The sequence below is a fragment of the Verrucomicrobiia bacterium genome (assembly GCA_035495615.1).
Classification (GTDB): Bacteria; Omnitrophota; Omnitrophia; order Omnitrophales; family Aquincolibacteriaceae; genus DATJFP01.
Genome location: DATJFP010000020.1, coordinates 24,118 through 50,195, shown reverse-complemented (window position 1 = coordinate 50,195; position 26,078 = coordinate 24,118). Strand labels below are relative to the sequence as shown.

29 protein-coding genes are annotated in these 26,078 nt (G+C 58.1%); 27 read left to right on the top strand and 2 right to left on the bottom strand.

The genetic code is table 11. The annotated features are described in order from the left end of the window. Positions 1-44: 44 nt before the first annotated feature. The 20 genes from VL688_02410 (at position 45) to mutL (ending at position 18,322) form a co-directional block, all read left to right on the top strand. Positions 45-296, top strand: coding sequence for a hypothetical protein (locus VL688_02410; protein ID HTL46898.1), 252 nt, complete (start codon positions 45-47; stop codon positions 294-296). A 172-nt stretch (positions 297-468) separates the two neighbouring features. Next, positions 469-687 (top strand): hypothetical protein, encoded by a 219-nt coding sequence (locus VL688_02405; GenBank protein ID HTL46897.1) that lies wholly within the window; start codon positions 469-471, stop codon positions 685-687. 87 nt (positions 688-774) lie between these two features. Further along, the gene (locus tag VL688_02400) at positions 775-1,071 is read left to right on the top strand and encodes an FmdB family zinc ribbon protein (protein ID HTL46896.1); all 297 of its coding nucleotides are present in this window, start codon (positions 775-777) and stop codon (positions 1,069-1,071) included. Then, positions 1,068-1,577, top strand: a complete 510-nt coding sequence (locus VL688_02395) for a 2'-5' RNA ligase family protein (protein ID HTL46895.1) — start codon at positions 1,068-1,070, stop codon at positions 1,575-1,577. Before VL688_02400 ends, VL688_02395 begins: the two co-directional genes overlap by 4 nt. Continuing rightward, positions 1,574-2,149, top strand: a complete 576-nt coding sequence (locus VL688_02390; GenBank protein ID HTL46894.1) for a toxin-antitoxin system YwqK family antitoxin — start codon at positions 1,574-1,576, stop codon at positions 2,147-2,149. Before VL688_02395 ends, VL688_02390 begins: the two co-directional genes overlap by 4 nt. Positions 2,150-2,242: 93 nt before the next feature. After that, the gene (locus VL688_02385; GenBank protein HTL46893.1) at positions 2,243-2,689 is read left to right on the top strand and encodes a hypothetical protein; all 447 of its coding nucleotides are present in this window, start codon (positions 2,243-2,245) and stop codon (positions 2,687-2,689) included. Then, positions 2,686-3,978, top strand: a complete 1,293-nt coding sequence (locus VL688_02380; protein HTL46892.1) for a glucoamylase family protein — start codon at positions 2,686-2,688, stop codon at positions 3,976-3,978. Before VL688_02385 ends, VL688_02380 begins: the two co-directional genes overlap by 4 nt. 436 nt (positions 3,979-4,414) lie before the next feature. Continuing rightward, entirely contained in the window at positions 4,415-6,094 is a 1,680-nt protein-coding gene (locus tag VL688_02375; GenBank protein ID HTL46891.1) for an ABC transporter substrate-binding protein, read from the top strand. Then, positions 6,091-7,071 carry an ABC transporter permease gene (locus VL688_02370; protein ID HTL46890.1) on the top strand — a complete coding sequence of 327 codons (981 nt, stop codon included), beginning with the start codon at positions 6,091-6,093 and terminating at the stop codon, positions 7,069-7,071. Before VL688_02375 ends, VL688_02370 begins: the two co-directional genes overlap by 4 nt. Continuing rightward, positions 7,068-8,057 (top strand): ABC transporter permease, encoded by a 990-nt coding sequence (locus VL688_02365; GenBank protein HTL46889.1) that lies wholly within the window; start codon positions 7,068-7,070, stop codon positions 8,055-8,057. Before VL688_02370 ends, VL688_02365 begins: the two co-directional genes overlap by 4 nt. Further along, on the top strand, positions 8,054-8,776 hold the full coding sequence (locus tag VL688_02360; protein ID HTL46888.1) for an ABC transporter ATP-binding protein: 723 nt from the start codon (positions 8,054-8,056) through the stop codon (positions 8,774-8,776). The genes VL688_02365 and VL688_02360 overlap by 4 nt, the downstream gene beginning before the upstream one ends. Then, positions 8,773-9,555, top strand: coding sequence for an ABC transporter ATP-binding protein (locus VL688_02355; protein ID HTL46887.1), 783 nt, complete (start codon positions 8,773-8,775; stop codon positions 9,553-9,555). Before VL688_02360 ends, VL688_02355 begins: the two co-directional genes overlap by 4 nt. Then, positions 9,552-10,487 carry a hypothetical protein gene (locus tag VL688_02350; protein HTL46886.1) on the top strand — a complete coding sequence of 312 codons (936 nt, stop codon included), beginning with the start codon at positions 9,552-9,554 and terminating at the stop codon, positions 10,485-10,487. Before VL688_02355 ends, VL688_02350 begins: the two co-directional genes overlap by 4 nt. Positions 10,488-10,530: 43 nt before the next feature. Further along, entirely contained in the window at positions 10,531-11,508 is a 978-nt protein-coding gene (locus VL688_02345; GenBank protein ID HTL46885.1) for a sterol desaturase family protein, read from the top strand. Then, entirely contained in the window at positions 11,505-12,383 is an 879-nt protein-coding gene (locus tag VL688_02340) for a creatininase family protein (protein ID HTL46884.1), read from the top strand. Before VL688_02345 ends, VL688_02340 begins: the two co-directional genes overlap by 4 nt. After that, a complete protein-coding gene (locus VL688_02335) occupies positions 12,380-12,919 on the top strand; it encodes a hypothetical protein (protein HTL46883.1) in 540 nt (179 codons plus the stop codon). The genes VL688_02340 and VL688_02335 overlap by 4 nt, the downstream gene beginning before the upstream one ends. 13 nt (positions 12,920-12,932) lie before the next feature. Beyond that, a complete protein-coding gene (locus VL688_02330) occupies positions 12,933-13,268 on the top strand; it encodes a hypothetical protein (GenBank protein ID HTL46882.1) in 336 nt (111 codons plus the stop codon). A gap of 13 nt (positions 13,269-13,281) precedes the next feature. Further along, positions 13,282-13,812 (top strand): hypothetical protein, encoded by a 531-nt coding sequence (locus VL688_02325; protein ID HTL46881.1) that lies wholly within the window; start codon positions 13,282-13,284, stop codon positions 13,810-13,812. A 59-nt stretch (positions 13,813-13,871) separates the two neighbouring features. After that, positions 13,872-16,532: a DNA mismatch repair protein MutS gene (gene mutS / locus VL688_02320; protein ID HTL46880.1), complete on the top strand. Its 2,661-nt coding sequence runs from the start codon at positions 13,872-13,874 to the stop codon at positions 16,530-16,532. Then, positions 16,490-18,322 carry a DNA mismatch repair endonuclease MutL gene (gene mutL, locus VL688_02315; protein HTL46879.1) on the top strand — a complete coding sequence of 611 codons (1,833 nt, stop codon included), beginning with the start codon at positions 16,490-16,492 and terminating at the stop codon, positions 18,320-18,322. Before mutS ends, mutL begins: the two co-directional genes overlap by 43 nt. A gap of 17 nt (positions 18,323-18,339) precedes the next feature. Here mutL and VL688_02310 read toward each other — a convergent pair whose 3' ends face one another. Further along, positions 18,340-18,819 carry a CBS domain-containing protein gene (locus VL688_02310; protein HTL46878.1) on the bottom strand — a complete coding sequence of 160 codons (480 nt, stop codon included), beginning with the start codon at positions 18,817-18,819 and terminating at the stop codon, positions 18,340-18,342. A 154-nt stretch (positions 18,820-18,973) separates the two neighbouring features. Between VL688_02310 and VL688_02305 the strand changes: the two genes are divergently transcribed. From VL688_02305 to VL688_02275, 7 genes are read left to right on the top strand one after another with little or no spacing between them, the layout of a single operon-like run. Continuing rightward, positions 18,974-19,168 carry a CPXCG motif-containing cysteine-rich protein gene (locus tag VL688_02305; protein ID HTL46877.1) on the top strand — a complete coding sequence of 65 codons (195 nt, stop codon included), beginning with the start codon at positions 18,974-18,976 and terminating at the stop codon, positions 19,166-19,168. A gap of 16 nt (positions 19,169-19,184) precedes the next feature. Further along, positions 19,185-19,592, top strand: coding sequence for a response regulator (locus VL688_02300; protein ID HTL46876.1), 408 nt, complete (start codon positions 19,185-19,187; stop codon positions 19,590-19,592). 7 nt (positions 19,593-19,599) lie between these two features. Continuing rightward, entirely contained in the window at positions 19,600-21,165 is a 1,566-nt protein-coding gene (locus VL688_02295) for a DUF4301 family protein (GenBank protein ID HTL46875.1), read from the top strand. Between the two features lies 1 nt (position 21,166). Then, complete coding sequence (locus VL688_02290) at positions 21,167-22,708, top strand: AAA family ATPase (protein ID HTL46874.1); 1,542 nt, start codon at positions 21,167-21,169, stop codon at positions 22,706-22,708. Then, positions 22,698-23,138 carry a secondary thiamine-phosphate synthase enzyme YjbQ gene (locus VL688_02285; protein ID HTL46873.1) on the top strand — a complete coding sequence of 147 codons (441 nt, stop codon included), beginning with the start codon at positions 22,698-22,700 and terminating at the stop codon, positions 23,136-23,138. The genes VL688_02290 and VL688_02285 overlap by 11 nt, the downstream gene beginning before the upstream one ends. 28 nt (positions 23,139-23,166) lie before the next feature. Further along, entirely contained in the window at positions 23,167-23,388 is a 222-nt protein-coding gene (locus VL688_02280; protein HTL46872.1) for a hypothetical protein, read from the top strand. A 42-nt stretch (positions 23,389-23,430) separates the two neighbouring features. Next, positions 23,431-25,350 (top strand): IGHMBP2 family helicase, encoded by a 1,920-nt coding sequence (locus VL688_02275; protein HTL46871.1) that lies wholly within the window; start codon positions 23,431-23,433, stop codon positions 25,348-25,350. Here the strand turns inward: VL688_02275 and VL688_02270 are convergent. Continuing rightward, positions 25,347-26,036, bottom strand: coding sequence for an HAD-IA family hydrolase (locus VL688_02270; GenBank protein ID HTL46870.1), 690 nt, complete (start codon positions 26,034-26,036; stop codon positions 25,347-25,349). The two genes, VL688_02275 and VL688_02270, sit on opposite strands and share 4 nt — an antisense overlap. Positions 26,037-26,078: the final 42 nt, after the last annotated feature.

The window sequence follows — 26,078 nt, the reverse complement described above, 5'->3', positions numbered from 1 at the left end:
TGCCTGACGTTTTCATCTGTTTCGTAAGAGAAAAGCAGTCCGAAATGCCCAAAAAACACAGTCAGTTCTGGGAAAAATTCAAAGCCCGCCTGAAAGAACGCTGGGAAGACCTCCAAGACGACGAAATCGATCTTTGCATCAACGATTTCGACCTTCTCTCCGTGAAAATCCAGCAGCGTTTCCATGAATCCCGGGACGTGGTTCAGGATTACGTCGACAATCTCTGGTTTGAGATCTTTGTCCGCAGCGCCCGCCAGACCTACCCGCAGGAACAGGGCTCGCCGGCCCTTTTTTAATCTTTTAACTCCTTTCCTTTTCGTCACTTGTGCCCATCTGTCAGGGATTTTCCTACATTTTCTATTTTAAATTCTTGGCAAAATTCTTTCTCCTCCTTTGATCTCCGCCTAACAATTAAGTATACTTTTTATCAAAACCTCATCCCTAAACCTATCGCTTTAAGGAGACTCTATGGCAAATGATGTGGAAGCCCAGAAGCAATTCGAGGCGGAACTCCAGCGGCTGACGCAGGCCCAGCAAGAAGAAATGAAGAAAAAATGCAATCCTCTCTTCGCCAAGATGCATGGCATGTCCGATGAAGAAATGGCCGATTTGAAAAACGAACTCCAAAAAGTCCATGACATGCAGAAACAGGAATTGGCCCGCAAATTCGGCGTTTCCCTTCCTTGAACTGATCCCGGTCCAATCCCGGCAGCGATTTTCAATTGCAGGTTTATCGTTTAAAAATATAATAATCCCTCTTTAAGGGAGATTCTCATGCCGACTTACGAATACCTTTGCGAGTCCTGCGGTCACCGGTTTGAACAGTTCCAGTCGATCAAGGCCGAGCCCCTCAAAAAATGCCCGGCCTGCAAAAAGAAGGTGAAACGTCTTATCGGCGGGGGCGCGGGGATCATTTTTAAGGGCTCGGGGTTCTATCAGACCGACTACCGTTCTTCTAAATATAAGGAAGCGGCAAGCAAGGACGCTCCCGCCCCCCAAGGCGGCTGCGGGCCCGAGAGCTGCAAGTCCCCGGAAGTCTGCAAGCCGGCACCCAAAAAGAAAAAGGGATGAACCGCCTCCGGGGCTATTCCCTTTGGCTGGATCCGGCAGACCCTGCCCAATCTTTTTTTTCCGGCCTTATCCGCTCCCTGAGTTCGGCCTTCCAAACCCCTGTCTTCGAACCCCACGTGACGCTCGCAGGACAAATCCTGCTCCCGGAAAAAGAGGTCCTTTCCAAAGCCAAGGCGCTCAGCGCGGGGCTTAAGCCTTGCGAATTAACTTTCGAAGGATGTGAAACGAGCGCCGCTTATTTTAAAGCGTTGTTCCTGGCGCGGCCGCAGCCGATGGCCTGGCTCAGGGCCGCACGGGACATGGCCGTAAAACTCTTTCAAATGCCCGACGCTTCGTATGACCCGCATCTCAGCCTTGCCTACGGCGAAGGGATCGAATTCAAAGAAAAGTTTCCGGCTTTGAAATTTCCGGTCCGGGTTCCGATCGAGAGCTTGTCCGTCATGAAAACGGAAGGGCCGGTCCCGGAGTGGAAGCCGACGGGTCGTTATCTGCTGGGGGAGGCATGATGCGCAGGATTTTTTCCGTAACGTTTCTCGCTGCGGCTTTTCTTTTTCATGGATGCGCGAAAAAGGATGGCCTGCACAAGGAATATTACAAAAGCGGCAAGCTGATGGCGCAGACCAACTACGAGGACGGCAAGCTGCACGGCAAAATGACGTCTTATTACGAAAACGGAAAAGTCAAAGAAGAGCTCCATTACACCCACGGCCAGAAAGACGGCGAGTACAAATCCTACTACGACAACGGCAACATGGAATCCCAGGCCACCTACGTGAAAGGTAAAATTCACGGCACCAACCGGCAGTATTATCCCACGACCAAACCCAAGGCCGTCCTCGAATACCGCATGGGCCAGCTGCAGGGGCCTGCCAAATGGTTTTACCCCACGGGAAAGATCCAGGCCGAAGGCACGTACCGGGACGGATTGCGTGAAGGCGAAACCAAGGGCTACGACGAGCAGACCGGGGCTCTGGCTTACATCGAGACTTACCGCAAAGACAAAAAGATCCTCCGGAAGGAAGTCGACGTGGACGGGAACGTGGTCCGGGCCCAGCATTCCGACTCCTCTTGGGGCTGACCCGGATAAGCCTTGAAGAGCACCGCCGCCACCTGTTAGTATCCTTTTAGTCCAGGAGAGGAAGAGTCCGGGCACCGGCCTCGAAACGGGAGCATGGTTCACAAAGACAGGCTTTTTCTGGGGTTTGCTTTCTCGCTGTCGGTCGTCATAGGAGCTGCCGCGGCGTTATCGCTGAAGCCCGCGGACGTTCAAACCGTCGAATACCAATTCCTGAATCCTTTAACCGGGAAGATCGTGGATGTGAAATTACTCGCCCGCGATGAAGAAGATTTCAAAAGCATTCTGACCAAAGACACGGGCGTCCTGGCGCTCCGTTCTCCCGCCACGGCCAACCCGCTCCGGGAAAACTCGCGCTTCATTCACCTGAATACCCGCACGGAAACTCCCGTTCAGCCTTACCTGTCCTTTTTCTTCCGCGGCTTCATTTTGATTTGGATGATTTATTTTGCCGTTAATTACCTGGTCAAACATTTGATCGTGCGGGAATTCCGCGAGACTTTGAACCGGGAACGAAAGACACGAAGGGGAAGGAAACGATGAGACAAAAACGCCGCGCCGTTCCGATTTGTTTGCTGGCCATGGGGGCCTCTTTCTTTCTTTCCGTGCCGCGTCCGGTTTTCGCCGAGGCCGTGCAAAATCCCGCCCAGGTGCTGAGCGAAGACGACAGGACGTATCTCCTCGGCGTTTACAAAGACACCTGGAAATACATTGCCGACCACGTGGAAAAACTGACGGGGCTGCCTTACGATGCGAGCAACCGCCAGCCGCCGACGTCTTTATCCAACATCGGTTTTTACCTGGCGACCACGTCGATCGCCTACCGCACCGGCCTGATCTCGGCCAAGGAAGCGGAGCAGCGCGTCACGCAGTGCCTGGACAGCCTCGACAAGATCGAAAAATGGCGCGGCTTTCCCCGGCCGTGGGTGCTCATTCGGACTCTGCAGCCGACCTTCGGCGACGAATTTACTTACGGCCCGCATGTCTCGGTTCTGGTCGGCGGCCTTCTCGTCGCGGAATCGACATTCCCTGAAATCGTTTTTGCCGACATCGCGCCGCGCATCCGCAAGATGCTGGTCGCCATGGATTTCAAAAGCCTGTACGAGCCCCGCAACGGCTGGCTCAAAGGCGGCTACAACGTGAAAAACCAGGACTTCGCGGTTTATCAGTCCTGGGGCCACTGGTACTACAAACATTTCGCGTCCGAGATCCGGCTGCTCAGCTATTACATGATCGCGCGCGGGCTCGTCCCCAAAAGCCACTGGTTCAGCCTCATCCGTCCCATGCAGCAAATGGAAGGTGAGACTTTTTTCGTTTCGGGGTTGGAAGAAGGCGGGCTTTTCGTCCAGTACCTGCCCGGTCTTTTCCTCGATGAACGGGGCACGGAAATGGGGGACTCGCAAAAGGCCTATGCCGCGTACCAGATCAAGCACGCCACGAAGATCGGCGCGCCTATATGGGGCTGGTCGTCCTGCCTGACGCCGCAGGGGAAATACCTGGCTTACGGCGAATTGCGCGACGACATCGTGACGCCTTATGCCTCGATGCTCGCGTCCATCTACTTTCCGAAAGAGGCCGTCGAAAATTTAAAGAAGATGGAAGGCATGGGGCTGCGCCCCAAACGCGAGACGACCGCCGGCGAGATCTCTTACGGCTTTCTCGATTCCGTGAGCTGGAAGACGGGGGACCTGGCCAAGCATTACCTGACGCCGAACCAGGCCATGGGCTTTCTTTCGCTGGCCAACCTGCTTTTCGACGGCGTTGTGTGGAAGAGTTTCAAGGAAGTGCTCCCCGCGGAAGGTGTTCTCCAGGAAGTCCCGCTGCGTTCTTAAATCACAATCCCCAAAAAGACAAAAAAAAGGCCTGGCATTGCGCCAGGCCTTTTTTCCAACAAGAAAATAACAAAGAAGTTACTTGCGCTTCTTCGTCGCCTTCTTTTTCTTGGCTTTCTTTTTAGCTGCCATTTAAGGCTCCTTTTCGTTTTGATTAATCTCGGAACACACGGGTGACGTGATTCCGATAGTTAATCTACGGCTTCTTCTAGATTATTTTTAACTTTTTTTCAAGAAAAAAATCAAGGTTTGCAAAAATAAATTCCAACGGCGTTTTCCCGGCCGGATTTTTTCGGCGGGTCTTGCGATTGTTTTTCGCGCGGTCGCGTATTACACTAGGCCTGTTTTTTCCACGTTTCGCACAAAAAGGAAAAGAAAATGACGTCGAAGCTTCAATCTATCGCGCTGCCGCGCACGCGGCTGTGGATCGGCCTCGATGCCTAAAGCGCGCGCCGCCGCCGTGGTTTTGGGATTTTTCCTGCTCGCCCCTGCCGCCCCGCAAGCCGCTGCCGGTGATAAGCCGCCCAAGACCATGGTCTTTTCAGTCCCTTCCGATCCCAAGACCTTTAATGAGATGGTGGCGCAGGAAACAACGTCCTCCGCGGTCACGCAATTTCTTTTCCAGGGCCTGACCCGCTACAATCCCGCGACCGGCGAGGTGCTGCCGCTTCTCGCCGAACGCTGGAGCGTTTCCGCGGACGGCCTGGTCTGGACCTTCGATCTGCGGCAAGACGTGAAATGGTCCGACGGCGAGCCTTTTACCGCGGAAGACGTCCTGTTTACTTTCAAGGATCTGATCTACAATCCCAAGATCGTGACGCCGGCGCGCGACATCTTCACGCTGCAGGGCAAACCGATCGAAGTGCGGCAGGAAGGCCCTTACCGGATCGTCTTTACGCTGCCGGTTCCGTTCGCGCCATTTCTCCTGGCCTTGAACCAGGCCATCATGCCCAAACATGCGCTTGCCCCATCCGTAACTGACGGAACGTTTTCAAGCGCGTGGGGTACGGATGAAAATCCGGACCACATCGTGGGCACGGGCCCTTACCGCCTGAAACGCTACGTGTCCGGAGAGCGCATCGAACTCGTGCGCAATCCTTTCTACTGGCGGAAAGACAGCCAGGGGCAGGCGCTCCCTCGCGTGGACAGGATCATGCTGGTCGTGGTCCCCAGCGCCGAAGGACGGCTTCTCAAATTCCTCCAGGGCGAAACCGACGCGTACGGCGTGACCGGCGACGACTATCCGGTCCTGAAAGAGAAGGAAAAGCAGGGACGCTTTATCCTTTATAAAACCGGACCCGGCTTCGGCTCTAATTTCGTGGTCTTCAACCAGAACGCCAAGGACCCGGCAAAGAAGCGCTGGTTTCAAAACAAAAAATTCCGCCAAGCCATGGCGCACAGCCTGGACCGGCCCAGCATGATCGACATCATTTACAACCGGCTCGGCGCGCTGCAGTGTTCGCCGGAAAGCCCGTCCACGCCCGTTTTCTACAACCCGGCCGTGAACTGCTACGATTACGATCCTCAGGCCGCACTTTCCCTTCTGAAAGAAGAAGGCTTCGAAGACCGGAATAAAGACGGCATTCTCGAAGACGCGGAAGGGACACCGCTCGAATTCGTCCTTCTGACCAACGCGGACAATCCCGAGCGCCTGAAAATCGCGCAGATGATCCGGGAAGATATCGCGCGGCTGGGCATCCAGGTCCATCTTCTTGCGCTGGATTTCAACGCGCTGGTTTCGAAACTCATGGTCACGCAGGACTGGGACGCGGTCCTCATCGGACTGACCGGCGCGCCGGACCCGCATTTCGGCGCCAACGTGTGGCGCACCACCGGCAGCCTGCATTTTTGGGAAAGCAAAGAAAATCCGCCGCCGTCCCAGCAAAGGATCGACACAATTTTCGAGCAGGCCTCCGAGATCCTCGACAAAGACGCGCGGAAAAAACTCTACGACGAATGGCAGGAAATCGCGGCCGAGGAGCTGCCGCACATTTATACGGTCCTGCCCGAAGTGATTTATGCGGTGAACAGCCGGCTGATGAACATCAAAGCGTCCGCTCTGGAAGGGCCGTTTTATGAAATCGACGAAATCGACGTGGCGGAGAGGCCCGCATGAACTTCTCATCGTTCCTCTTCAAACGATTCCTGGCCGTGCTGCCGCTGGTTTTCTTTTTGCCGCTCATGACGTTTGTGCTCATGCATTACGTGCCGGGCAATTATTTCGACAGCCTGCGCCTGAACCCGCAGATTTCTCCGGACACCATCAAGCGTTACGAAGAGCTCTATCATTTGAATGAACCCGTGCTCATGCAATACGGCCACTGGCTGAAAAGCATCCTGCGTCTGGATTTCGGCTATTCGTTTTCTTACAAGCAGCCGGTGCTGAACCTCCTGGCCTCCCGTTTCTGGAACACGCTTGCGCTCACCGGAACTTCGTTTTTACTGGCCTGGTTCCTGGCCGTGGCGCTGGGGCTGAACGCGGGGCTCAAGCGGGGAGGGCTGCTGGACAAAAGCTGCCGGCTGATGGCCTACCTGGGACTTTCCATTCCTGGATTTTTCCTTTGCCTCCTCCTCATGGCCGCGGCCGCGACGTGGACGCGCCTGCCGCTCGGAGGCATGGAGTCCGCGCTCTATGAAGACCTGTCCTTCGGCCACAAAATCCTGGACCGGCTGAGCCACATGGTGATCCCGGTTTCGGTGCTCACGTTTTCGTCCTTTGCGTATCTCTTCCGGTTCATGCGCGCCCAAACGCTCACCGTGACCGAAAAAGACTTTGTCTTTTACCTGCGCACGCTGCGGGTGCCCGAACGCAGCATCCTGTATAAGCACGTGGCGCGCAACGCCGTCAATCCCATGATCACGCTTTTCGGCCTGGAACTGCCCGCGCTGTTCAGCGGCGCGGCGCTGGTCGAGATTTTCACGGGCTGGCCCGGCCTGGGCTCCATGATGCTCCAGGCCGTGCGCGCGCAGGACTTGTTCCTTGTCCTCGGCAACATGATGATCTTGTCGGTCCTGCTCGTCGCCGGAAACCTGATCGCGGACATTCTTCTCGCGACGCTCGATCCGCGCATCCGTCTGGAGGGCAAATCATGAAGAAAGCCGGAACCGCTTCATGGCTTGCGGTGCTTTTTCTGGGCGGCATTATCTTTCTCGGCGCTGCCGCCCGCTGGGCCGCGCCTTATGCGCCCAACGACGAAAACCGGACACTGCCGTACCATCCCCCGGCGAAGATCCATTTCCGCGACGTCCAGGGTCATTGGAGCCGCCCGTTTCTGTATGCGACCACGCCGCGCTTTGATGAAAACAACCGGCGCTTCTACGACGAAGACACGAGCCGCAAATACCCGCTTCGTTTCGGCCTGTGCCCCTGGCTTCAGGTGGATGCGCCGGCCCGGCTTTTTCTCCTGGGCACGGATTCCCGCGGCCGCGATTTATTTTCGCGCATTCTCTACGGCGGACGCGTGTCGCTTTCGATCGGTTTTCTCGGAGCGCTGCTGGCGGCGCTCGCCGGATGGGTGATCGGCGCGATTTCCGGCTATTACGGCGGCCGGACGGACGCGGTGCTCATGCGGCTCGCGGAGTTCTTCATCATGGTGCCGGGATTTTATTTCCTGCTGGCGCTCCGCAGCGCGCTTCCGCCCACCCTGGGCTCGCGTGACGTTTATCTGATGACCATTCTCGTCCTCAGCCTGATCGGCTGGGGCGGCATTGCCCGCGTGGTGCGCGGCCTTGTGCTTTCGCTTAAACAAAGCGAATTCATTCCGGCGGCGAAAATCCTGGGACGTTCGGATGTAAATATTCTTTGCCGGCACGTTTTGCCGCACACGGTGCCGTACCTTCTCGTGCTGCTCAGCGTTTCCATTCCGTCTTACATCATGACCGAATCCGCGCTGAGCGTCCTGGGCCTGGGCATCCAGGAACCGGACATCAGCTGGGGCAACCTGCTCAGCGAATCGCTCTCGGTCGCGCACCTTTATTTGAGGCCGTGGGCGCTTTTTCCCGGCCTTTTTCTCTGCCTCACGGCCTGGAGCTTCAATGTGCTGGGCGACACGATGAAACAAGGAAAGGGGGCAGGGTGAAAAATCTTGTGCAGGCGCGCGGCCTGGAGCTTGTTTATAAAACGGAAAAAGGCGGGCAGGCGGCCGTGGGGCCTTTGAATCTCGACATCCGCGAGCATGAAGCCCTCGGCATCATCGGCGAATCCGGCGCCGGCAAAAGCACGCTGGGCTTTGAACTTCTCGGACTTTTGAACCATAAAAACGGCATGAGGACCGCGGGCACGCTCGAAACGTCGCTGCGTCCGGAAGATATCGCGTTTGTGCCGCAGGACCCGCTGTCATCGCTGGACCCGCTTTTTTCCATCGGCAGCCATTTGAAAGAAGCCGGAGGCACGAGGGAAACAATCGCCGAGACGCTGCAGAAAGTGCATCTGCCGCTGGAAAATATCAGCCTGCGCAGTTACCCCCATGAGCTAAGCGGCGGCATGCGCCAGCGGCTGATGATCGCGCTGGCGCTTTTAAGGCGGCCGAAGCTCCTCATCGCGGACGAACCCACGTCGTCGCTCGACATGACGCTGCAGGCCGAGATCATGAAACTGTTCGGCGAGATCCGCGGCCAGGGCCTGACTTTTCTTTTCATCACGCACCACGTTCTTCTCGCGGCGTCGTTCTGCGACCGCCTCGCGGTGATGAAGGACGGCAAAATCGTGGAGACCGGGACGCCGGAAGAAATCATGGAAAGGCCGAAACAGCTTTATACGGCGAAGCTTGTCGCGGCCGTGCCGGCGCTGAAATCATGACGGACGCTTATTTCGAGCTCAACAATGTGACCCGTTCCTTTCGCGTGCGCGGAAGCCTCTTCAGGGCCGGGAAGCAATTCCAGGCGCTGGACGCGGTGTCGCTGCCGTTGCGCGCGGGCGTTCTGACCGGGCTGGTCGGGGAAAGCGGGTCCGGGAAGACTACGCTGGCCCATCTGCTCACCGGCCAAAGTCGTCCCACGGCCGGTGAAATCCTTCTCGAAGGCCGTCCGCTGTTCGGCCTGCGGCGCCGGGATTATGCCCGGCGCGTCCAGATGATTTTCCAGAATCCCTATCTCTCGCTCGATCCTCTGTGGAAAGTGGACAAGATCCTGCAGGAAGGCATCCAGGAATTATCGTCCGGAGAAAGGCGGCAGCGGATCTTCCGCGCGCTGGAACAGGTTCATCTTCCGTCAAATTACTTGTCGCGCTATCCCTCGGAGTTGAGCGGAGGCGAGAGGCAGCGCGTGGCCCTTGCCCGCGCGCTGGTGGTACGGCCCGAATATTTGATCCTCGACGAGCCCACGTCGCAGCTCGACGTTTCGGTCCAGGCGCAGATCGTGGAGCTCCTGCGACAGATCCGGCCTTCGCTGCGCGGCGGCATGCTTTTTATTTCCCATGACCTTGCGCTGGTGAGCCAGCTCGCGGAAGAAGTCGTTGTGCTGCGGCACGGCAAAGTCGTGGAGCAGGGAGCGACGTCCGCGGTTTTGGGCCGCCCCGCGGATCCGTACACGCGGCAGCTCATCCAAAGCGTGCCGGTCTGGAAAGGAAGGCGGGGATGACGCGGCTTCTGGGCGGTTTTATTTTCTCGCTTTGCCTGCTCGCCACCGCGAACATCGAAATGCCGAACCCGACTCCGGATTGGGCCGGCGAATTTTCGGAAATCATCACGCACGCAGGCATGAAGCTCCAGGATGTCGCCGCCAAAAGACCGCACAAGCTCAAGGCCATGAACGATTCGGTGCGGGACATGGCCCGCGCCGCGCTCGGCATGGCCAGCCATCAGCCGCCGGAAGAATCGGAGCAGCTCCTGGAATCCTCGATCCATCATTATCCGGACAATGCCTTCGCCTACCTTCTCCTTGCGATCGTGAAAAACGCCCGCGGCGATCCCGAGGCCAACAAGTTGTTTGAATCTTTCCTGCTGAGAAGCCGCACTTATACCGAATTCGAGAAGCCTTTCCTTTCGTGGGATGAGTTTCATAAGCTCAGGCGGGTGGTGTATGCGCTCCTGGAAAGCCGCGGCGTTTCTTTCAAGGGCCGCGAAAAAGAAATCCAGGTCCGGATTCCGTTTGTCGCGCTGGCCGAATACATCCGGCATCCTTCACGCGAGGACAAGGTCATGAACGTGGGCTTTATCGCGGTCATTTTCGGCGGCCTGATCGGCATTGCTTTGGCTTCGCTGATGGGCGCGGATTTTTCGCTCCCGTTCCTGCGGAGCCTCGTGATGTTTTATCTCGCGGTGTGGGCGGCTTACGGCGTCTGGCTTTTTGATCTGGCATTCGGGCTGCCGGGCGGATTTTCGCGCTTCCAGGCCGTGCCGCTCGTGCTGAAGGCAAGCGCCGGGCTTTTATTCCTGCGCGAGCTTTGGCATTTTTACATGCGCCGCCGCGTCCGCCTTGCGGAAGGCTACGAACGGTGCCCGTATTGCCGTGAGGTGATCGTGAAACTGCTCGTGGAATGCCCGCGCTGCCGCAGGCGTCTTGCTCGCTGACCCTCCGTTACCCGAGGCCTGACCTTATGTTATACTTTTTGGCATGAACGAAATCTTACACCGTTTGTGGATTGGCGCGGCCGTTCCGCTTTTTCATCCGTTTTCTCCGTCCGAGCGGATTTACTGGCTTTACATGGTTTCGTCCTACCTTCTCGCGTTTTTCGTCTTCCTTCTGGACGCATCGCTTCGCACGGGCGGCCGCGGCGGCTTCTGGGGTTATGCCTTCCCGAAAAGCGTTTACCTTCATCCTTCGGCGGTCCTGGATTATGCGTACTTCCTCGTCTACAAAATGTTTTTCTTCCTCATCGTCGTCCCGTTCCTGATCACGGACGATTCGGTACGGAATTTCTTTTCGGGCGCGTTCGGCAAGATTCATGCGCCGCTCGCGCTTGCCGCGCCGCCGGGCGCGGCGGCCACGGTGCTATACAGCCTCGCGGCTTTCATGGTCGCGGACTTCGGCATCTTTCTCGCGCATTACCTCCAGCACAAAGTGCCGGTGCTCTGGGAATTCCACAAAGTCCACCACTCGGCCGAAGTGCTGACGCCGATCACGGTGTACCGGATGCATCCGGTGGACGATATTCTGACCGCGACGCTGGTCAGCGCTTTTGCCGGGGGTTTTGATGCCGCGTGGAATTTCGTGTTCCAGGGCGGAAGCCATCCCGCGATGCTGATGGGCGTGAACCTGTTTACGTTCGGCTATTATCTTTTCGGTTACAACCTCCGTCATTCGCATGTCTGGCTGTCGTACGGCCCGGCCGTGAGCCGGGTGTTCATCAGCCCCGCGCAGCATCAGATCCATCACAGCGCGGCCAAGGAGCACGTGGACAAGAACATCGGATTCGTTTTTTCGTTCTGGGACATGGCTGCCGGCACCCTGTGCATTCCGGACCGCAAGATGGACATTCAATTTGGGCTGCGGCACGGAGAAGAAAAAGAGTACAACTCGCTGGCCCGGCTTTTTTTCCTGCCTTTTGTTAAAACCGCCAGGCTTTTCACAAAACGCCGCAGCGCCGTATGAAAAAAACAATCTTCGCTTTGGCGGTTGCGGCAGGCGTTGCCTTCGGGGGCGCGCGTCTCTTTGCCGGCGGTCCCGCCTTCTGGGCCAAGACCGCTCATGCCGCCAAACCGGATGCGAAGCTTCCTTCGGTCTTTCTCGAAGACCTCACCTGGGTGGAGGTGCAGCAGGCGCTCGACCGCGGCATGACGACGGCGATTCTTCCCACCGGCGGCACGGAACAGAACGGCCCGCACATGGTGCTCGGCAAGCACAACAAGATTGTCCGCGTCACGTCGGAAAAAATCGCGCAGGAACTCGGCGACGCGCTGGTCGCGCCGGTCCTGGGCTACGTGCCGGAAGGCAAGCCGGGGGAAGGCCATATGCGATTCCCGGGAACGATCAGCATTCCTCCGGAAGTCTTCGAGCAGGTCCTCGAGCACGCGGCGCGCAGCCTCATCTCCAAAGGCTTCCGCGAAATCTATTTCCTGGGCGACAGCTTCGACAACCAGGAACCGCAGGAGCGCGTCGCGCAGAAACTGCGCAAGGAATTCGCGGCGCAGGGAACGAAGATTTACAACGTCTCGGATTACTACGGGCCCGGCAACGGCCAGATCGAATGGCTGAAGTCGCAGGGCGAGACCATGGAATCCATCGGCAAACACGCGGGCATCCGCGATACGTCCGAACTCCTGGCCGTCGATCCGAGCGGCGTGCGCCGCGATCTTGCCAAGCGCGACGGCGGCGGGCTTTCTTTCCTGACCGGCGTGGCCGGCGATCCCACGCGAGCCAGCGAAGAGCGGGGAGAGAAGCTCCTGGACTTGAAAATCCAGGCGGCTTTGAAACAAATCCGTGATCTCCGCAGCAGAACGCCCCAAACGTCCGCAAGCCCGTCATGATGCGCTATGTTTTTTTGCTGGTGATCGCGCTGGGTCTGGTGGCGTATTTGTTCGGAGTCCGCCGCCAATTCGACATCTTGTTCCAGCGTTTTGCCGCGCACCGCGCCTCCGAGGCCGCGGTGGTTACCGCTCCCGAAAATCCGGAGGAAGTGCTCGTCGCCATCCTGACCCAGTGGGACTTCGAGTCTTTCGAGAAACATATTCATCCTCAGCTCGCCAAGCGGATTCCCCACGAAGACCTGCGGGCGCTCTTCGAAGCCTCGGCGGTCCGGCTGGGGCCGTTGAAGGAATGGCGGGGATGCGGTTATACCTCCAATACTGAGGACGGAGTTCTGGTCTGCGATGCCAAGGCTCTTTTCATGGGAGGTGAAGCCGCGATCACGGCCAAGCTTGTGAAGGACGGCGGGGGGGTGTGGATCCTGGATCTCAGCGTCCAGGCGGAAGCGCTTGAGACGGTGCGAGCCGCAGCCGAAGCGGCTTCTGACGAAAAGGGCTGGAGCTCTGAAGTTTTCCGCGAAAATATTAAAGGGTTTTGACGATACATAGTTTATGCCCGACGACGAAGACCATCCCAAGCCCTCGGCTAAAAAGAAGAATCTGGACGGCCCGGACCCGCTGGGTTTGGACAAGTACACGGACGCATTCTATTATTTCGCGGGTTTTTTCTTCGTGGCTTTCGGTTTTTTCAAGGTGATCGTCGGATCCATGGCCTATCCCTACGGCAGCCTGCTGGACTGGGGCGTTCTCCGCAGCATGGCCATCGGCTGCTTTTACGCGTTTTGCGGCCTGGGGATTCTTGTCGTGCGGCCCAGCTTCGAATGGATGGCGGGCACCTTGTTCCTGATCCTTTTTCTCGAACTCATGCAAGTCGGCGGCGGTTATTAACTTTTCCTGAGTCATGGAACCCAAACTCGATTTCAAAGCCCAGGCGCAAAAAATGCTTTCCACGGTCTACGACGACCAGGAGCATGGCGCGCTTTTGGAGCTCATGCGTCAGAATAATCCCGGCCTCGCCGGCATTTCCAAGGACCAGTTTGCGCTGGAATACCTTCCGGTCAAGCTGGCACTGGCCGCCCGCGCCTGGGACGCGCTCTGCCAGGAGGCGGGCGCCGACGACGCGGTGACGCGTAAGCTTTTTTTTCAGGCCGTGATGGCCAATTTCCAGACACCCAAGATGACGGGCCTGGCTGCGTCGTTCAGCGATTATTTTTACGCGCCCGATGATGCGGAAGAAGAGTCGGTATCCGCCGTGCTCGCGGGCCGCCTGATCCAGCGTCTTGTTCCTGCGCCCGCTTCCGCGTCCGGCCGCCAGGCCGCGCTCGCGGCTCTCAGCCGTTCCATTCTCGTTCTCGTCGAAACGCTCGAGGCCTTCCGCAATTCCTTCGAAGACGAGTTCCACGATTTCATTCTTTCCGGCTTCGGCAGCTGATTTTCCTCAAAGAAGTTCTTTTGTCCGGTCTTGGGCTTCGGCTATAATGCTCCAACCTCATGACGGACCTTACCATGCCCCAGGACACGATCGAGCATCTCAAGTTGTCTCCGATGATGGAGCAGTACCGTTCCATCAAAAAAACCCTTCCAAAGGATACGATTCTCTTCTTCCGTCTGGGCGACTTCTATGAAATGTTCCTTGACGATGCCGTGCGCGCTTCCGAGATCCTGGACATTACCCTGACCGGAAGGGAAGGCGGCGAAGCCGGGCGCGTTCCCATGTGCGGCGTGCCCTACCATTCCTACCAGGGCTATGTCCGCGTCCTGCTGGAACACAACCTGAAAGTGGCGATCTGCGAACAGGTCGGTGATCCCAAAGCGGCGAAAGGCATCGTGGAAAGAAAGATTACCCGGATCGTGTCGCCGGCGACTTACCTGGAAGACGAAGCCAAGTCCAACAGCCAGGAATACCTGGCCTGCCTTGTCGCGGACGGCACGCAATGCGCGTTCGCTTACCTCGAGCTCAGCACCGGCGAATTTTACGTGCGCCAGATCCCGGCCGAGCGCATGCTGAGCGACCTCACGCTGCTCGCGCCGCGCGAAGTAATCCTTCCTTCAGGCGCAGCCAAGGACGAGAGCCTCCTGCGTTTTTTGAAGACGGGGCTCGGCGCCAGCGTCACGGTCTACGACGACTGGATTTTCGAACGCGACGAAGGCGCGCGGCTTTTGAAGGAATCGTTCAAGCTGGTTTCGGAAAAAAGCATTCCCTTCGCGGACCGCCCGCTCGCGGTTTCCGCGGCCGGCGCCGTGCTTTATTATCTCCGCGATCATCTTCACTCGCAGATCGGGCACGTGCGCGTGCCGGTCATGCTCGACACGAGTGAATACCTGGCGCTCGAACGCAGCACGCAGCGCAGCCTCGAGATCGTCACCACACAGCAGGGCAAAAAAGGCGCCGAGACCTTGCTCGGCACCGTGGACCAGACGCTGACTTCCATGGGCGGCCGCACGCTTTATCAGTGGATCACGCATCCGCTGCTTTCCGCGGCGGAAATCGGGAAGCGCCAGGACGCGGTCCAGGAGCTGGCCGCGAAGGCGGACGCCATGCAGGCTTTGCGCGAGCTCATGCGCGGCGTGAAAGACGTGGAGCGCACGCTTTGCCGCCTGAATTACGGCGTGGCCAATGCGCGCGACCTGCTCAACCTCCAGCTTTTCCTCACGCGCGTCCCTGAAATCCAGAAACAGCTGGCGGGGTTTTTCAACGTGCTCCTTGCCGACGTGCTCAAGGTCCTGAATCCATTTCCGAAGCTTGCGGAGCTGATCGGCCGCTCGATCGTCGAGAATCCGCCGCTTACGCTGAAAGAGGGCGGAATGATCCGCGACGGCTATGACGCGGCGCTGGACGAACTGAAGGCGATTTCGCAGAAAGGCAAGTCCTGGATCCTGGAATTCCAGCAGCGGGAAATCGAGCGCACGGGCATCAAGACGCTCAAGGTCAAATATTCTCAGGTGTTCGGCTATGCGCTGGAGATCAGTAAAGGCAGTCTGCACCTCGTACCGCCCGATTACATCCGGCGCCAGACGCTGGCGAATGCCGAGCGCTTTGTGGTGCCGGAACTGAAAGAATGGGACGAGAAAATTTCCGGGGCGCAGGACAAGATCAAGGCGCTCGAATACGAGATCTTCAGCCGGATCCGCGAAACAATCCTGCAGGAGCTTCAGCCGCTGCAGGCCATGTCGCGCGGCATCGGCGTGCTGGATGCGCTGGCGTCGCTGGCCATCACCGCGTTGAACAAACGCTGGGTACGGCCCACGGTCGTCGAAACCGGCGAACTCATGATCGAAGGCGGCCGCCATCCCGTGGTCGAGGCCATGCTGCCTTCCGGGAAATTCGTGGAGAATGACGCGTTTCTGGATAGCGCCGAAAACCAGCTTGTCGTGCTGACCGGTCCGAATATGGCCGGTAAATCCACTTACATCCGCCAGATTGGGCTGATCGTGATCCTTGCGCAGATCGGTTCTTACGTCCCCGCGAAAAGCGCGCGCATTGGGCTCGTGGACCGCATTTTCACGCGCATCGGCGCGAGTGACGACCTGGCCTCGGGCGAGAGCACGTTCATGGTCGAGATGGTGGAAACCGCAAACATCCTGCAAAAGGCGACGTCCCGCAGCCTTCTGATTCTCGATGAAGTCGGGCGCGGCACGTCCACGTTCGACGGCGTGAGCATTGCCTGGGCCATCTGCGAATACCTGGTGCAGGGAACGCATCGTCCGCGCACGCTTTTTGCGACGCATTATCACGAGCTCACGCAGCTTGAAGACCATTTTTCCAGCATCAAGAACTACAACATCACGGTCCGGGAAACCAAGGACGACATCATTTTCCTGCGCAAGGTCGTGCGAGGCGGCTCCGACCGCAGCTACGGCATCCACGTCGCGCGCCTGGCCGGTATTCCCCAAGTTGTGACCCAGCGCGCCCGCAAGATTCTCGACGTTCTTGAAAGCGAGAACACGGAAGCCACGCAGATCATCGAAGGCAAGAGAAACAAAAAGAAGGCCGAGACCCAGCAAACGCTTTTCGAATGGTCGCAGCAAAACCATCCCGTCCTGGAAGAGCTCCGGAACATGACGGTCGAAGGGCTCACGCCGCTGCAGGCGCTCAACAAGCTTGCGGAATGGACAGACCGGCTGAAGCCGGATTCGAAAGGCGGCGCGTGATGGGCATTATCCGCGTGCTTCCCGAGCACATCGCCAACAAAATCGCGGCCGGCGAAGTCGTCGAACGCCCCAGCTCCATCGTGAAGGAGCTTTTGGAAAATGCGCTGGACGCGGGGGCTACGGCCATCGAAGTCGAGATCAATCACGGCGGCCGCAGCTTCATCCGCGTGGCCGACAACGGATGCGGCATGAACGCCGAAGATGCGGAGCTGGCCTTCAAGCGCCACGCGACAAGCAAGATCACGGATATCTCCGACCTGGACGCGATCGCGTCTTATGGCTTCCGCGGGGAGGCCTTGCCGAGCATTGCCGCGGTCTCGCGTGTCAAGCTCGTCACGCGTCCTGCAAAAGCGAATGCGGCCACGGAGATTGCGATCGAAGGCGGCCATATCCTGCACGTCAAAGAAGCGCCTGCCGCGCCCGGCACATCGGTCGAGATCCGTGATCTTTTCTTCAATACGCCCGCGCGCCGCAAATTCATCAAGACCGATTCCACGGAAATGGGGCACGTTATGGATGTGGTCCAGAACTTCGCCCTTTCCTACCCGTCGCTGCGCGTGCAGTTCAAGTCTTCGGGCAAAACGATTTGGGACCTTTCTCCGGCATCGGATTTCATGGCGCGCGCGGAAAAAGTCCTGGGCGGCGACACGGCCAAACATCTTTTGCGTCTCGATGCCGAAGTTCCGGGCATCAAGATCCACGGCTTCATCGGCAAGCCGTACGTGGCGCGCGCCAACCGCTCGGGCCAGAGCTTCTTCGTGAACCGCCGCTGGGTGCGCTCGATCGGTCTTTCGCATGCGCTTCAGGCCGGCTACCACGGACTTCTGATGCACGGGCAATTTCCCGCGGCCGTTTTGTTTTTGGAGCTCGATCCCGCGAAAGTCGACGTGAACGTGCATCCCACGAAGCAGGAAGTCCGGCTTTCGCACGAATCCGAAGTCAAATCCCTGATCAAGAAGGTCGTGGCCGAGAGGCTGATCGAGGAAGGGGACATCAGCCCGGAGCTGCGCCCGTTCAAAGAGCCGGTTTCGGGTGAAATCCCGGCGGGCCTCCCGGCATTTTCCGGCAAGAGCGATCCCGTGTCGCTTTATAAATCCGAGCTCGGCACGATCCTGGAAGTAGGAGAGCCTGCCGTGATGTCCGGCGCGCCGGCCGCCAAGGCGCGTCCCGCGGAACCCGAGCCCATGATTTCCATCCGCAACCAGCTGAAGATCACCAAAATCCTTGGCCAAGTGCACGCGACATTCATCGTCACGGAAACGGAAGAAGGGTTCATGGTGATCGATCAGCACGCAGCCCACGAGCGCGTCATGTTCGAGGCGCTGCTCAAGAATTTCGACGGCGCAGGACCTGTCGCGAGGCAGAACTTTCTGATGGACGAGATCCTGGAGCTGCACCCGCGCCAGGTGGAAGTTCTGCAAAGTTCGCTGCCGCTGTTGCGCAAGGTGGGCTTCGAGATCGAGGAATTCGGGGAACGGGCTTTCGTGGTCCGGTCTTATCCGGCAATTCTCGAAAAGGAAGATCCTCTGGCATTTCTGAAGGCCTACGTCGAAGAACGCGAAGACGGACAAGTCAAGACGCGGCTGGAAGAACACCGCGAGGATGTAGCGGCGCTGATCGCCTGCAAGCGCCAATCCGTGAAAGCGCATGACGCGCTGACTTCCGTCCAGCTGCAGGCCCTCCTCGAAAGGCTCGCGCAGTGCGAGAATCCCTTCTCGTGCCCGCATGGGCGCCCTACCTTTTTCAAGAAGACATTTTCCGAGCTGGAAAGACAATTCAAGCGGAAGTAAGAGGGAAGAAGCAGCCCTTATTTCGCCGGCGTTTTGGCTTCCGGAGAGGCTGCCGCCTGGGGATGGCCTTTGGGAAGAATGCCCAGCGCCGCGCAGGTCACGTCGTGGCGGCCGATGACGCCGTGCAGCAGGGTCTGGTCTTCATTCATCACGGGAATCGTATGGATGTTTTTGTCGAGCATGAGGCCGACCACGACTTCGATCGGAGTGTCGGGGAGCACGCTGTACATCTTGCGGGTGTAAATTTCTTTGACCGTCATGGTCTTCTTGCTGAACATGAAGTTCGAAAACCAGTTCCTCTTGCCGCCCACCTTGCGTACGATGTTCATGACGTTGAAGAGATCCGTCACCGTGACGATGCCGACGATTTTATTATTTTCGTCGACCACAGGAACGCCGCCGATTCTTTTTTCCCGGAGAAGGGTCGCGAGATCCGTGATGAGCATGTCACGGTGAACCAGTACGGCGGTTTCAGTCATGAGGTCCTTCGCTAACATAACTTCTCCTTTTCCGGGATTTTGAAAGTCGAGGTTCCGGGCGCCCTTGTAGGGGCCGGGACTACCTAAGTAATTTACTCCATGTTTATCGGCATAGCAACCCTTCATCCTTGATAGAAAATAAGTTACAATACTAGGGACCCAGGAGGCGGCCATGCTTGAAGATGCCTTGGAGTTTGAATGCCCCTATTGCCTTGCGGCCATGAGCATTTCCGTGGACCTTACCGAAGGGCGGCGGCAGAAGTTCGTGTACGACTGCCAGACCTGCTGCCGGCCCATCCACCTCGAGGTGAGGGTGGGCGAGGAAGGGCTTATCGAGGATTTCCAGGCCCTGGCCGAAAATGAATAGACCGTAGGAGATATCCGTGAGCAAGAAAGCCAAGATTTTGGTGGCGGACGACGAAAAGTCGATTCTCAAGATGGTCGAGGCGCGCCTGAAGTCGAATCACTATGACGTCGTGACCGCCGAAGACGGCGTCCAGGCCCTGGAAAAAATCAAGGCCTCGAATCCGGACCTCATCATCCTGGATCTGGCCATGCCGCAGAAAAACGGGCTTCAGGTGTGCAAGGACCTGAAGCGCGACCCGCAGTATGCGGCATTCAAAAACATCCCCATCATCATCCTGAGCGCCTGGGTTCGCGACAAGGTCGGGGAAGAAAAGGCGCTCGCCGACGCGTACGTGTCCAAGCCGTTCGAGCCGGAAAGCCTGCTGAACGAAATCCGTTACCTTCTCGAAAATCACGGCAACATCAAACGCCCCGCCATATCCTGAAATCTTCATGGACTCTTCCAAAACCGAATCTCCATTGCTGACCGCGGACGACCTCAAAGAACTCAAGGCCCGCGGTGTTTCTCCCGACCGAGCGGCTTCCCAGCTCAAGGCGCTGACTGATGGATTTCCCTTCGTCGAGCTTGCCGCGCCCTGCGTCCCGGGAAAAGGGATCGAAGCGGTGAACGCCGCCGAGGCCTCGGCGCTTTCCGCGCTTTACGAACGCGAACGCCTGGCGGGCCGCGTCACGGTTTTTGTGCCGGCTTCCGGCGCGGCCAGCCGCATGTTCAAGTCCCTGCTGAGCGTTTATGGCCGCGATGCCAAAACTCCGGAAAAAAAGCCGTCCGAATTGCGCGCGGACAAATCCGACGACCGCGCGGTTGCGGAATTCGCAGCGCATGCCGCCGAATTCGCGTTTTGGGGAGAGCTTGCCGCGTCTTGCCGCAAGGCCGGAAAGGATCCCGAGCGCCTTCGCAAAGAAGCGTACGTTCCGCTGCTCGAACGGCTTCTCACGTCTCAAGGCTTGGATTATGCCAATCAGCCCAAGGGCCTGATTCTTTTCCATGACTATGGATCTTTTCAGCGTTCGGCTTTCGAGGAACATCTGGTCGAAGCCTCGCAATACGCGGCCGGTGCCAAGGGGAACGTGCGCCTTCATTTTACGGTATCGCCGGAACACGAAGACCGCATCCGCGAGCATGTCCAGAAAGTGCTGCCGCGCTGCCAGGCCGGCGGAGCGCGGCTCGAAGTCGGCTTTTCCAATCAGAAACCTTCGACCGACACGCTCGCTGTCGATTTGGAGAACCGTCCGGTGCGCGAAGCGGACGGCCGCCTGCATTTCCGGCCCGCGGGCCATGGCGCCTTGCTGGAAAACCTTCAGGATCTGAAAGGGGACATCGTCTTCATTAAAAACATCGACAACGTCGTGCCGGACCGGCGGCGCCAGCCTGTCCTCGACGCGCAGCGGCTGCTCGGCGGTTATCTCGTCAAAATGCAGCAGCGGATTTTTGAATTGCTGTGCGCCCTGAATGTGTCCGAAGTTCCGTCCGCGGTTTTGAAAGACGCCGCGGCTTTCGCGGAGTCGCTGGGCTTCGTGGTGCCGCAATCTGGCGCGGAGCAGAAGGCCTTTTTGATCCGGGCGCTCGACAGGCCTGTGCGCGTGTGCGGCATGGTCAAAAATGTCGGTGAACCGGGCGGCGGGCCCTTTTGGGTGAAGAACCGGGACGGCGCGCTTTCCAAACAAATCGTGGAAAAATCCCAAGCCGATTTGAAAAACGAGAAGCAGCGCAAGCTGCTGGAAGGGGCCACGCACTTCAACCCCGTCAACCTCGTCTGCGGCGTGAGGAATTGGCGCGGCGAGAGTTTTGATCTTGCCCGCTACGTGGACGCGGACACGGGTTTTATCGCGCAAAAATCCAAGGACGGCCGGGATCTCAAGGCGCTGGAGATGCCGGGTCTCTGGAACGGCGCCATGGCGCATTGGATCACGTTTTTCGTGGAGATCCCCCTGGAAACTTTCGCCCCCGTGAAAGAAGTGAACGATCTTCTCAAGCCGGAGCACAGGCAAAAGGTGTGATATGAGCGAACCGTCGGAATTCGAAAAGACGCAGAAAGAAATCATGGAAGCCATGAAGCGCATGCTGTCACAGGCCGCGCCGCAAAAAGACCCGCAGGCCGAGCGCGTGGAGAAAGACCACGAAGAGAATCAGAAAAAGAAGCGGCTCAAAATCCTGGATTTCCAGCTCAAGCCCAAAGACGTGAAGCAGCACCTCGACCGTTTCGTGATCCGCCAGGACGACGCCAAGCGCGTGCTCGCGACCGCGGTGTGCGATCACTACAATCACGTCCGGCTTTACGAGCAGGACCCGCAGGCGCACAAACATTACGTGAAACAGAATGTCCTGATGCTCGGGCCCACGGGCGTAGGAAAAACCTACCTCATCAAATGCCTGGCGGAACTCATCGGCGTTCCTTTCGTGAAAGCCGATGCCACCAAGTTCAGCGAGACCGGCTACGTGGGCGGGGACGTGGAAGACATCATCAAGGACTTGGCACGCAAGGCGGACGATGATCTCGAGCTGGCCAAATACGGCATGGTGTACATCGATGAGATCGATAAGCTGGCCTCGCCGCCGCACGCCATGGGGCGCGACGTAAGCGGCGCCGGCGTCCAGCGCGGCCTGCTGAAACTCATGGAAGAAACCGACGTGCCGCTGCGCGCCTCCCACGACATCCAGTCGCAGATCCAGGCCATGATGGAATACCAGCAGAAAGGCAAGCTGACCAAGCCTGTCATGAACACACGCCACGTGCTGTTCATCGTAAGCGGCGCTTTCGGCAGCCTCGCGCCGATCGTGGACCGGCGCCTCCGGAGCGCGAACATCGGGTTTGCCGCGCAGAAGACGGAAAGCGTTCCCGCCTCCCAGCTTTTCCGCAAATCGCGGACCGATGATTTCGTGCAGTTCGGTTTCGAGCCGGAATTCGTCGGGCGCCTCCCTGTCCGCGTGGTCTGCGATCCGTTAAGCGAGGACGACCTCTACACCATCCTCTCGGAATCCGAAGGCTCGGTGATCCGTCAGTACCAGGCCAGCTTTCTCGCTTACGGCATCCAGCTCGACGTGCGTGAAAGCGGCATGCGCGAGATTGCCAAACAGGCGGCGCTCGAAGAAACCGGCGCGCGCGGCCTCATCACGGTCTGCGAGCGGATCTTCAGGGATTTCAAATACGAACTTCCTTCGGGCCATGTGAAGCGTTTTACGCTCGACGCGCAGCTCGCGCGCGATCCTGCGGGCGTCCTGCGCGGGCTTCTGGAAGAGGACCGGCACGAGGCTTCGCAGAAACTCGCGGCTGAAATCGTCCAGTTTGAAAAGAATTTCGACGCGAAAAATGCGCTCGCCATCGAATTCGACGCCGCGGCCCGCGAAGCGCTGGCCGGTAAAATCCTCGATTCCGGCGGGGAAGCGGCCGTGGTCCTGGAAAAAATGTTCGGCAATTACGGTTATGGGCTGGGACTCATCCAGAAAAAGAAACCCCGCGGCAAATTCATCCTCACGGCCGAAGCTGTCCGCGATCCGGATCACGTGCTGGAGCGGTGGATCAAGGAATCTTATGAAGGCTAAAAGCGGCGAGTTTAAGGTCGAAAATTACAGCCTGGAGCTGCGCACGCAGGGTTTCTGCGACATTCACGACATTACGGACGCGGGCCGCGAAAAAGTCGCTTCCAGCGGAATCCAGAACGGCCAGGCGGTTTTTTTCGCGGTCGGTTCGACCGCCGGCATGACCACCGTGGAGTATGAGCCGGGCCTCATCCAGGACCTTAAAGTTTTCTTCGAGAAAATGGCACCGCAAAATGAGGTTTATCATCATGAAGAAACGTGGCATGATGGAAATGGTTTTTCGCACGTGCGGGCTTCTTTTTTGAAGCCTTCGGTAACGGTACCGGTCGTGGACGGCAAGCTTGCGCTCGGGACGTGGCAGCAAGTGGTCTACATTGATTTCGACAACCGCCCGCGCACGCGCGAGGTGATCGTGCAAGTGCTCGGGGTATGAAACCGAATGTGTTAGAATTGAGTTGGTTATGAGTCTGCCCTCTGACAGTCCTAAAAATAAGCTTTGGCTTGCCGCAGGCGCCTGCCTGTTTGTGTACCTCTTTTTCAGCCGCAGCATTTTTCTGTTCATTCCGGTGTTTGCCCTTGTCCTGCTCTCGCTCTGGAAACGGGGCGGCGGCGACCTGGGCGCGTGGGAAGACGACGATCCCGCGGACTGGTGGAAAAAAGGCAAGCGGTCGGAAGAACGTTAACCTTCCCATTTCCATCCTGCGCTTTCCGGCGAGGACCTGAGTTTGGAAGAAGAAATCCAGAAACATTTTGAGCGTCTGCAGCGCCTGATCGATCTCGAAGAAGCCGAAGAGGTCGAGGCCTTTCGCGAGGACTTCCTCAAGCTTTCCCCGGACGAACGCGAACATACGGGCAAAGCCCTTCTCTTTCTGAAAATCACAGAATCTCATTTCAGCCCCGCGGGCCACCGCCTCCTGACTTTTTCTTACCGTTCGGGCCGCGAACTGCCTGTCTTTTCTCTGGCAGTCGGCGACATCGTGAGCCTTTCTGCCGAAGGCGTGGAAATCATGCGCTATCCCACAGGCACGGTTTACGAAAAAGACCGCGAGAGCATTACGGTCGCGTTCGACTGGCTGCACGAAAACTGGCTGGACGAAACCGGCACCTATCACCTGAACCGCTCGGGAAGCCGTGCGACTTACAAGCGCATGGGCGAGGCCCTTGGAACCGTGCGCGATGCCGAGCATTCGCGTCTCGCGCTTTTCCGCGACGTGACGCTTGGCCTCAAGCCTCCTGAAAAAGGGGATCCGGTCCCGCTTTCGAAGCTCCCATTTTTCAATGCCAACCTGAACGAATGGCAAAAGAAGGCCGCGGTCATGGTCCTGGAATCGCCACTCGTATCGCTCATCCACGGGCCGCCGGGAACGGGGAAGACGACGGTCCTGGTCGAAGTCATCCGGCAAACCGTGGCCCAGGGGAAATTCGTTTTCGCGACCGCGCCAAGTAATACGGCCTGCGACAACCTGCTCGAATGCCTGGTGAACGCCGAGGTTCCGGTCGTGCGGCTCGGCCATCCTGCCCGCATCATGGAGCACCTGCGTGATTACACGCTCGACTTCAAGACCGCGCAGCACCCGCATTCCAAATGGATCGACGAGCGGGAACGCGAGATCGACGTGCTGTACCGCCGGCTCGACCGGCACAAAGAACGGCGCACGCTGCACGAAATGGAAAAGAGGGAAATCCGGGATCAGATCCGCGCGCTCAAAGCCGACGTGCAGGCCCTGGAATCCGAAGTGCTGCAGCAAGTCCTGGCCGAGGCGCGCGTTTTCGTGGGCACGCATGCCGGAGCCGCGGATTATCTCCTGAAGAAAAGGACCGTGGATCTACTTGTCATGGACGAGGCATCGCAGGCCACCGAACCCAGCTCCTGGATCCCGCTGCTCAAAGCGCAAAAGGCCGTGCTCGCAGGCGACCATTTCCAATTGCCGCCGACCGTGCGGTCTAAAGAAGCCGAGGAAGGCGGTCTGGCCGTCACGCTTTTCGAAAAGCTGCACAAGGTCCTCGGCGAGGAATATAAAACGCTTCTCCGCGTGCAGTACCGCATGCACGAAAAAATCATGAACTTTTCCTCGCGCCAGTTTTATCAGGGACAGCTCATTGCCGACGATTCCGTGCGGCGCCACGTGCTCGCGGATCTTCCGGGCCTTACGCGCGATCCGGAAACCGAGGAGGCTTTCGTGTTTCTCGATACGGCCGGCCGCGGCTTCGAGGAAAAACTGGAGCCGGGCAGCGAGAGCCGGTACAACCCCGAAGAAGCGGAACTCGTGGACGCGCAGGTGAAGCGGCTGCTCAGCCTGGGCGTCAAGCCGGAGGACATCGCGGTCATCAGTCCGTACAGCGCGCAGGTGCGCTATCTCACGCTGAAAATCGGGCAGCCGCGCATCGAGGTCGACAGCGTAGACGGATTCCAGGGCCGGGAAAAAGAAGTGGTGATCCTGTCGCTTGTGCGCTCTAACATGGAAGGCGAGATGGGATTCCTGGCCGATACGCGGCGCATGAACGTGGCCATGACGCGCGCCAAACGGAAACTTTTCGTGATCGGTGACAGCTCGACCTTGTCCGCGATTCCGTTTTACCAGAATTTCATCCAGTATTCGGAATCAATCGGGGCCTACCGCAGTTCTTGGGAATACGGCGGCTAGTTAAGAAGCGAAAGAAAACGCGGCAGATCGGTCAGGTCTTCAAAAATATGGGCGGGATCTTTTTCGCGTAAAGCCGCGGCTTTTGTCGAGCCGGTGCAAACGGCAATCGTATGCGCGCCGATGTTTTGCCCGGCTGTGATGTCGTGGATGGTATCGCCGATCACAAAGACATTCTGCGGCGGGATTGTTTCGCCCGCGGCTTTCAACCCCCGCTCGTAGGCTATGCGCGTCAATTCTTTGCGGCAGCGGGCGTCCGAGGCGTAGCCGCCGAAGCGGAAAAAGGAGTGGAGGCTTCCTTTTTTCAGCTTCATCAATGCCGCGGGTTCGAAATTTCCCGTGGCCAGGCCGATGATAAGGTCCTGTCGTCCGGCGAGAGCGCCGAGCAGTTCCCGGATGCCCGGCATGAGGCGGAAATTAAAAGCGCTTTCGATCTCGCGCTCGAAATGATGGTGATACCGGTCGCAGATCGTTTGATACTCCTGCGCGGAAAGCGGGCGGCCGAGCAGCCGTTCGCAGATTTCGTCGATGATGGCCGGGTCGGTTTTGCCATCGGGATGCAATTCGCCCCAGGAATCGGGAAAGCCGAACAGTTCCAGGATCGCGGCCTCGAGCGCGACCTTGCCCGTGCCGCCGGTCAGAAGCAGCGTGCCGTCGATGTCGAAAAGAAGCATTTTTTTGGCGGACATGGGGTGGTATTCTAGCACGACGCTTCCAGGAAACCAGAGAGA

Coding starts and splice junctions, on each gene's coding strand:
- VL688_02325 (HTL46881.1), top strand. CDS start 13,282: ATGGAACCCAAACTCGATTTCAAAGCCCAGGCGCAAAAAATGCTTTCC.
- VL688_02285 (HTL46873.1), top strand. CDS start 22,698: ATGAAGGCTAAAAGCGGCGAGTTTAAGGTCGAAAATTACAGCCTGGAG.
- VL688_02340 (HTL46884.1), top strand. CDS start 11,505: ATGAAAAAAACAATCTTCGCTTTGGCGGTTGCGGCAGGCGTTGCCTTC.
- VL688_02390 (HTL46894.1), top strand. CDS start 1,574: ATGATGCGCAGGATTTTTTCCGTAACGTTTCTCGCTGCGGCTTTTCTT.
- VL688_02305 (HTL46877.1), top strand. CDS start 18,974: ATGCTTGAAGATGCCTTGGAGTTTGAATGCCCCTATTGCCTTGCGGCC.
- VL688_02310 (HTL46878.1), bottom strand. CDS start 18,819: ATGTTAGCGAAGGACCTCATGACTGAAACCGCCGTACTGGTTCACCGT.
- VL688_02355 (HTL46887.1), top strand. CDS start 8,773: ATGACGGACGCTTATTTCGAGCTCAACAATGTGACCCGTTCCTTTCGC.
- VL688_02280 (HTL46872.1), top strand. CDS start 23,167: ATGAGTCTGCCCTCTGACAGTCCTAAAAATAAGCTTTGGCTTGCCGCA.
- mutL (HTL46879.1), top strand. CDS start 16,490: ATGGACAGACCGGCTGAAGCCGGATTCGAAAGGCGGCGCGTGATGGGC.
- VL688_02290 (HTL46874.1), top strand. CDS start 21,167: ATGAGCGAACCGTCGGAATTCGAAAAGACGCAGAAAGAAATCATGGAA.
- VL688_02405 (HTL46897.1), top strand. CDS start 469: ATGGCAAATGATGTGGAAGCCCAGAAGCAATTCGAGGCGGAACTCCAG.
- VL688_02375 (HTL46891.1), top strand. CDS start 4,415: ATGCCTAAAGCGCGCGCCGCCGCCGTGGTTTTGGGATTTTTCCTGCTC.
- VL688_02410 (HTL46898.1), top strand. CDS start 45: ATGCCCAAAAAACACAGTCAGTTCTGGGAAAAATTCAAAGCCCGCCTG.
- VL688_02395 (HTL46895.1), top strand. CDS start 1,068: ATGAACCGCCTCCGGGGCTATTCCCTTTGGCTGGATCCGGCAGACCCT.
- VL688_02330 (HTL46882.1), top strand. CDS start 12,933: ATGCCCGACGACGAAGACCATCCCAAGCCCTCGGCTAAAAAGAAGAAT.
- VL688_02270 (HTL46870.1), bottom strand. CDS start 26,036: ATGTCCGCCAAAAAAATGCTTCTTTTCGACATCGACGGCACGCTGCTT.
- mutS (HTL46880.1), top strand. CDS start 13,872: ATGACGGACCTTACCATGCCCCAGGACACGATCGAGCATCTCAAGTTG.
- VL688_02345 (HTL46885.1), top strand. CDS start 10,531: ATGAACGAAATCTTACACCGTTTGTGGATTGGCGCGGCCGTTCCGCTT.
- VL688_02295 (HTL46875.1), top strand. CDS start 19,600: ATGGACTCTTCCAAAACCGAATCTCCATTGCTGACCGCGGACGACCTC.
- VL688_02400 (HTL46896.1), top strand. CDS start 775: ATGCCGACTTACGAATACCTTTGCGAGTCCTGCGGTCACCGGTTTGAA.
- VL688_02365 (HTL46889.1), top strand. CDS start 7,068: ATGAAGAAAGCCGGAACCGCTTCATGGCTTGCGGTGCTTTTTCTGGGC.
- VL688_02380 (HTL46892.1), top strand. CDS start 2,686: ATGAGACAAAAACGCCGCGCCGTTCCGATTTGTTTGCTGGCCATGGGG.
- VL688_02335 (HTL46883.1), top strand. CDS start 12,380: ATGATGCGCTATGTTTTTTTGCTGGTGATCGCGCTGGGTCTGGTGGCG.
- VL688_02385 (HTL46893.1), top strand. CDS start 2,243: ATGGTTCACAAAGACAGGCTTTTTCTGGGGTTTGCTTTCTCGCTGTCG.
- VL688_02350 (HTL46886.1), top strand. CDS start 9,552: ATGACGCGGCTTCTGGGCGGTTTTATTTTCTCGCTTTGCCTGCTCGCC.
- VL688_02370 (HTL46890.1), top strand. CDS start 6,091: ATGAACTTCTCATCGTTCCTCTTCAAACGATTCCTGGCCGTGCTGCCG.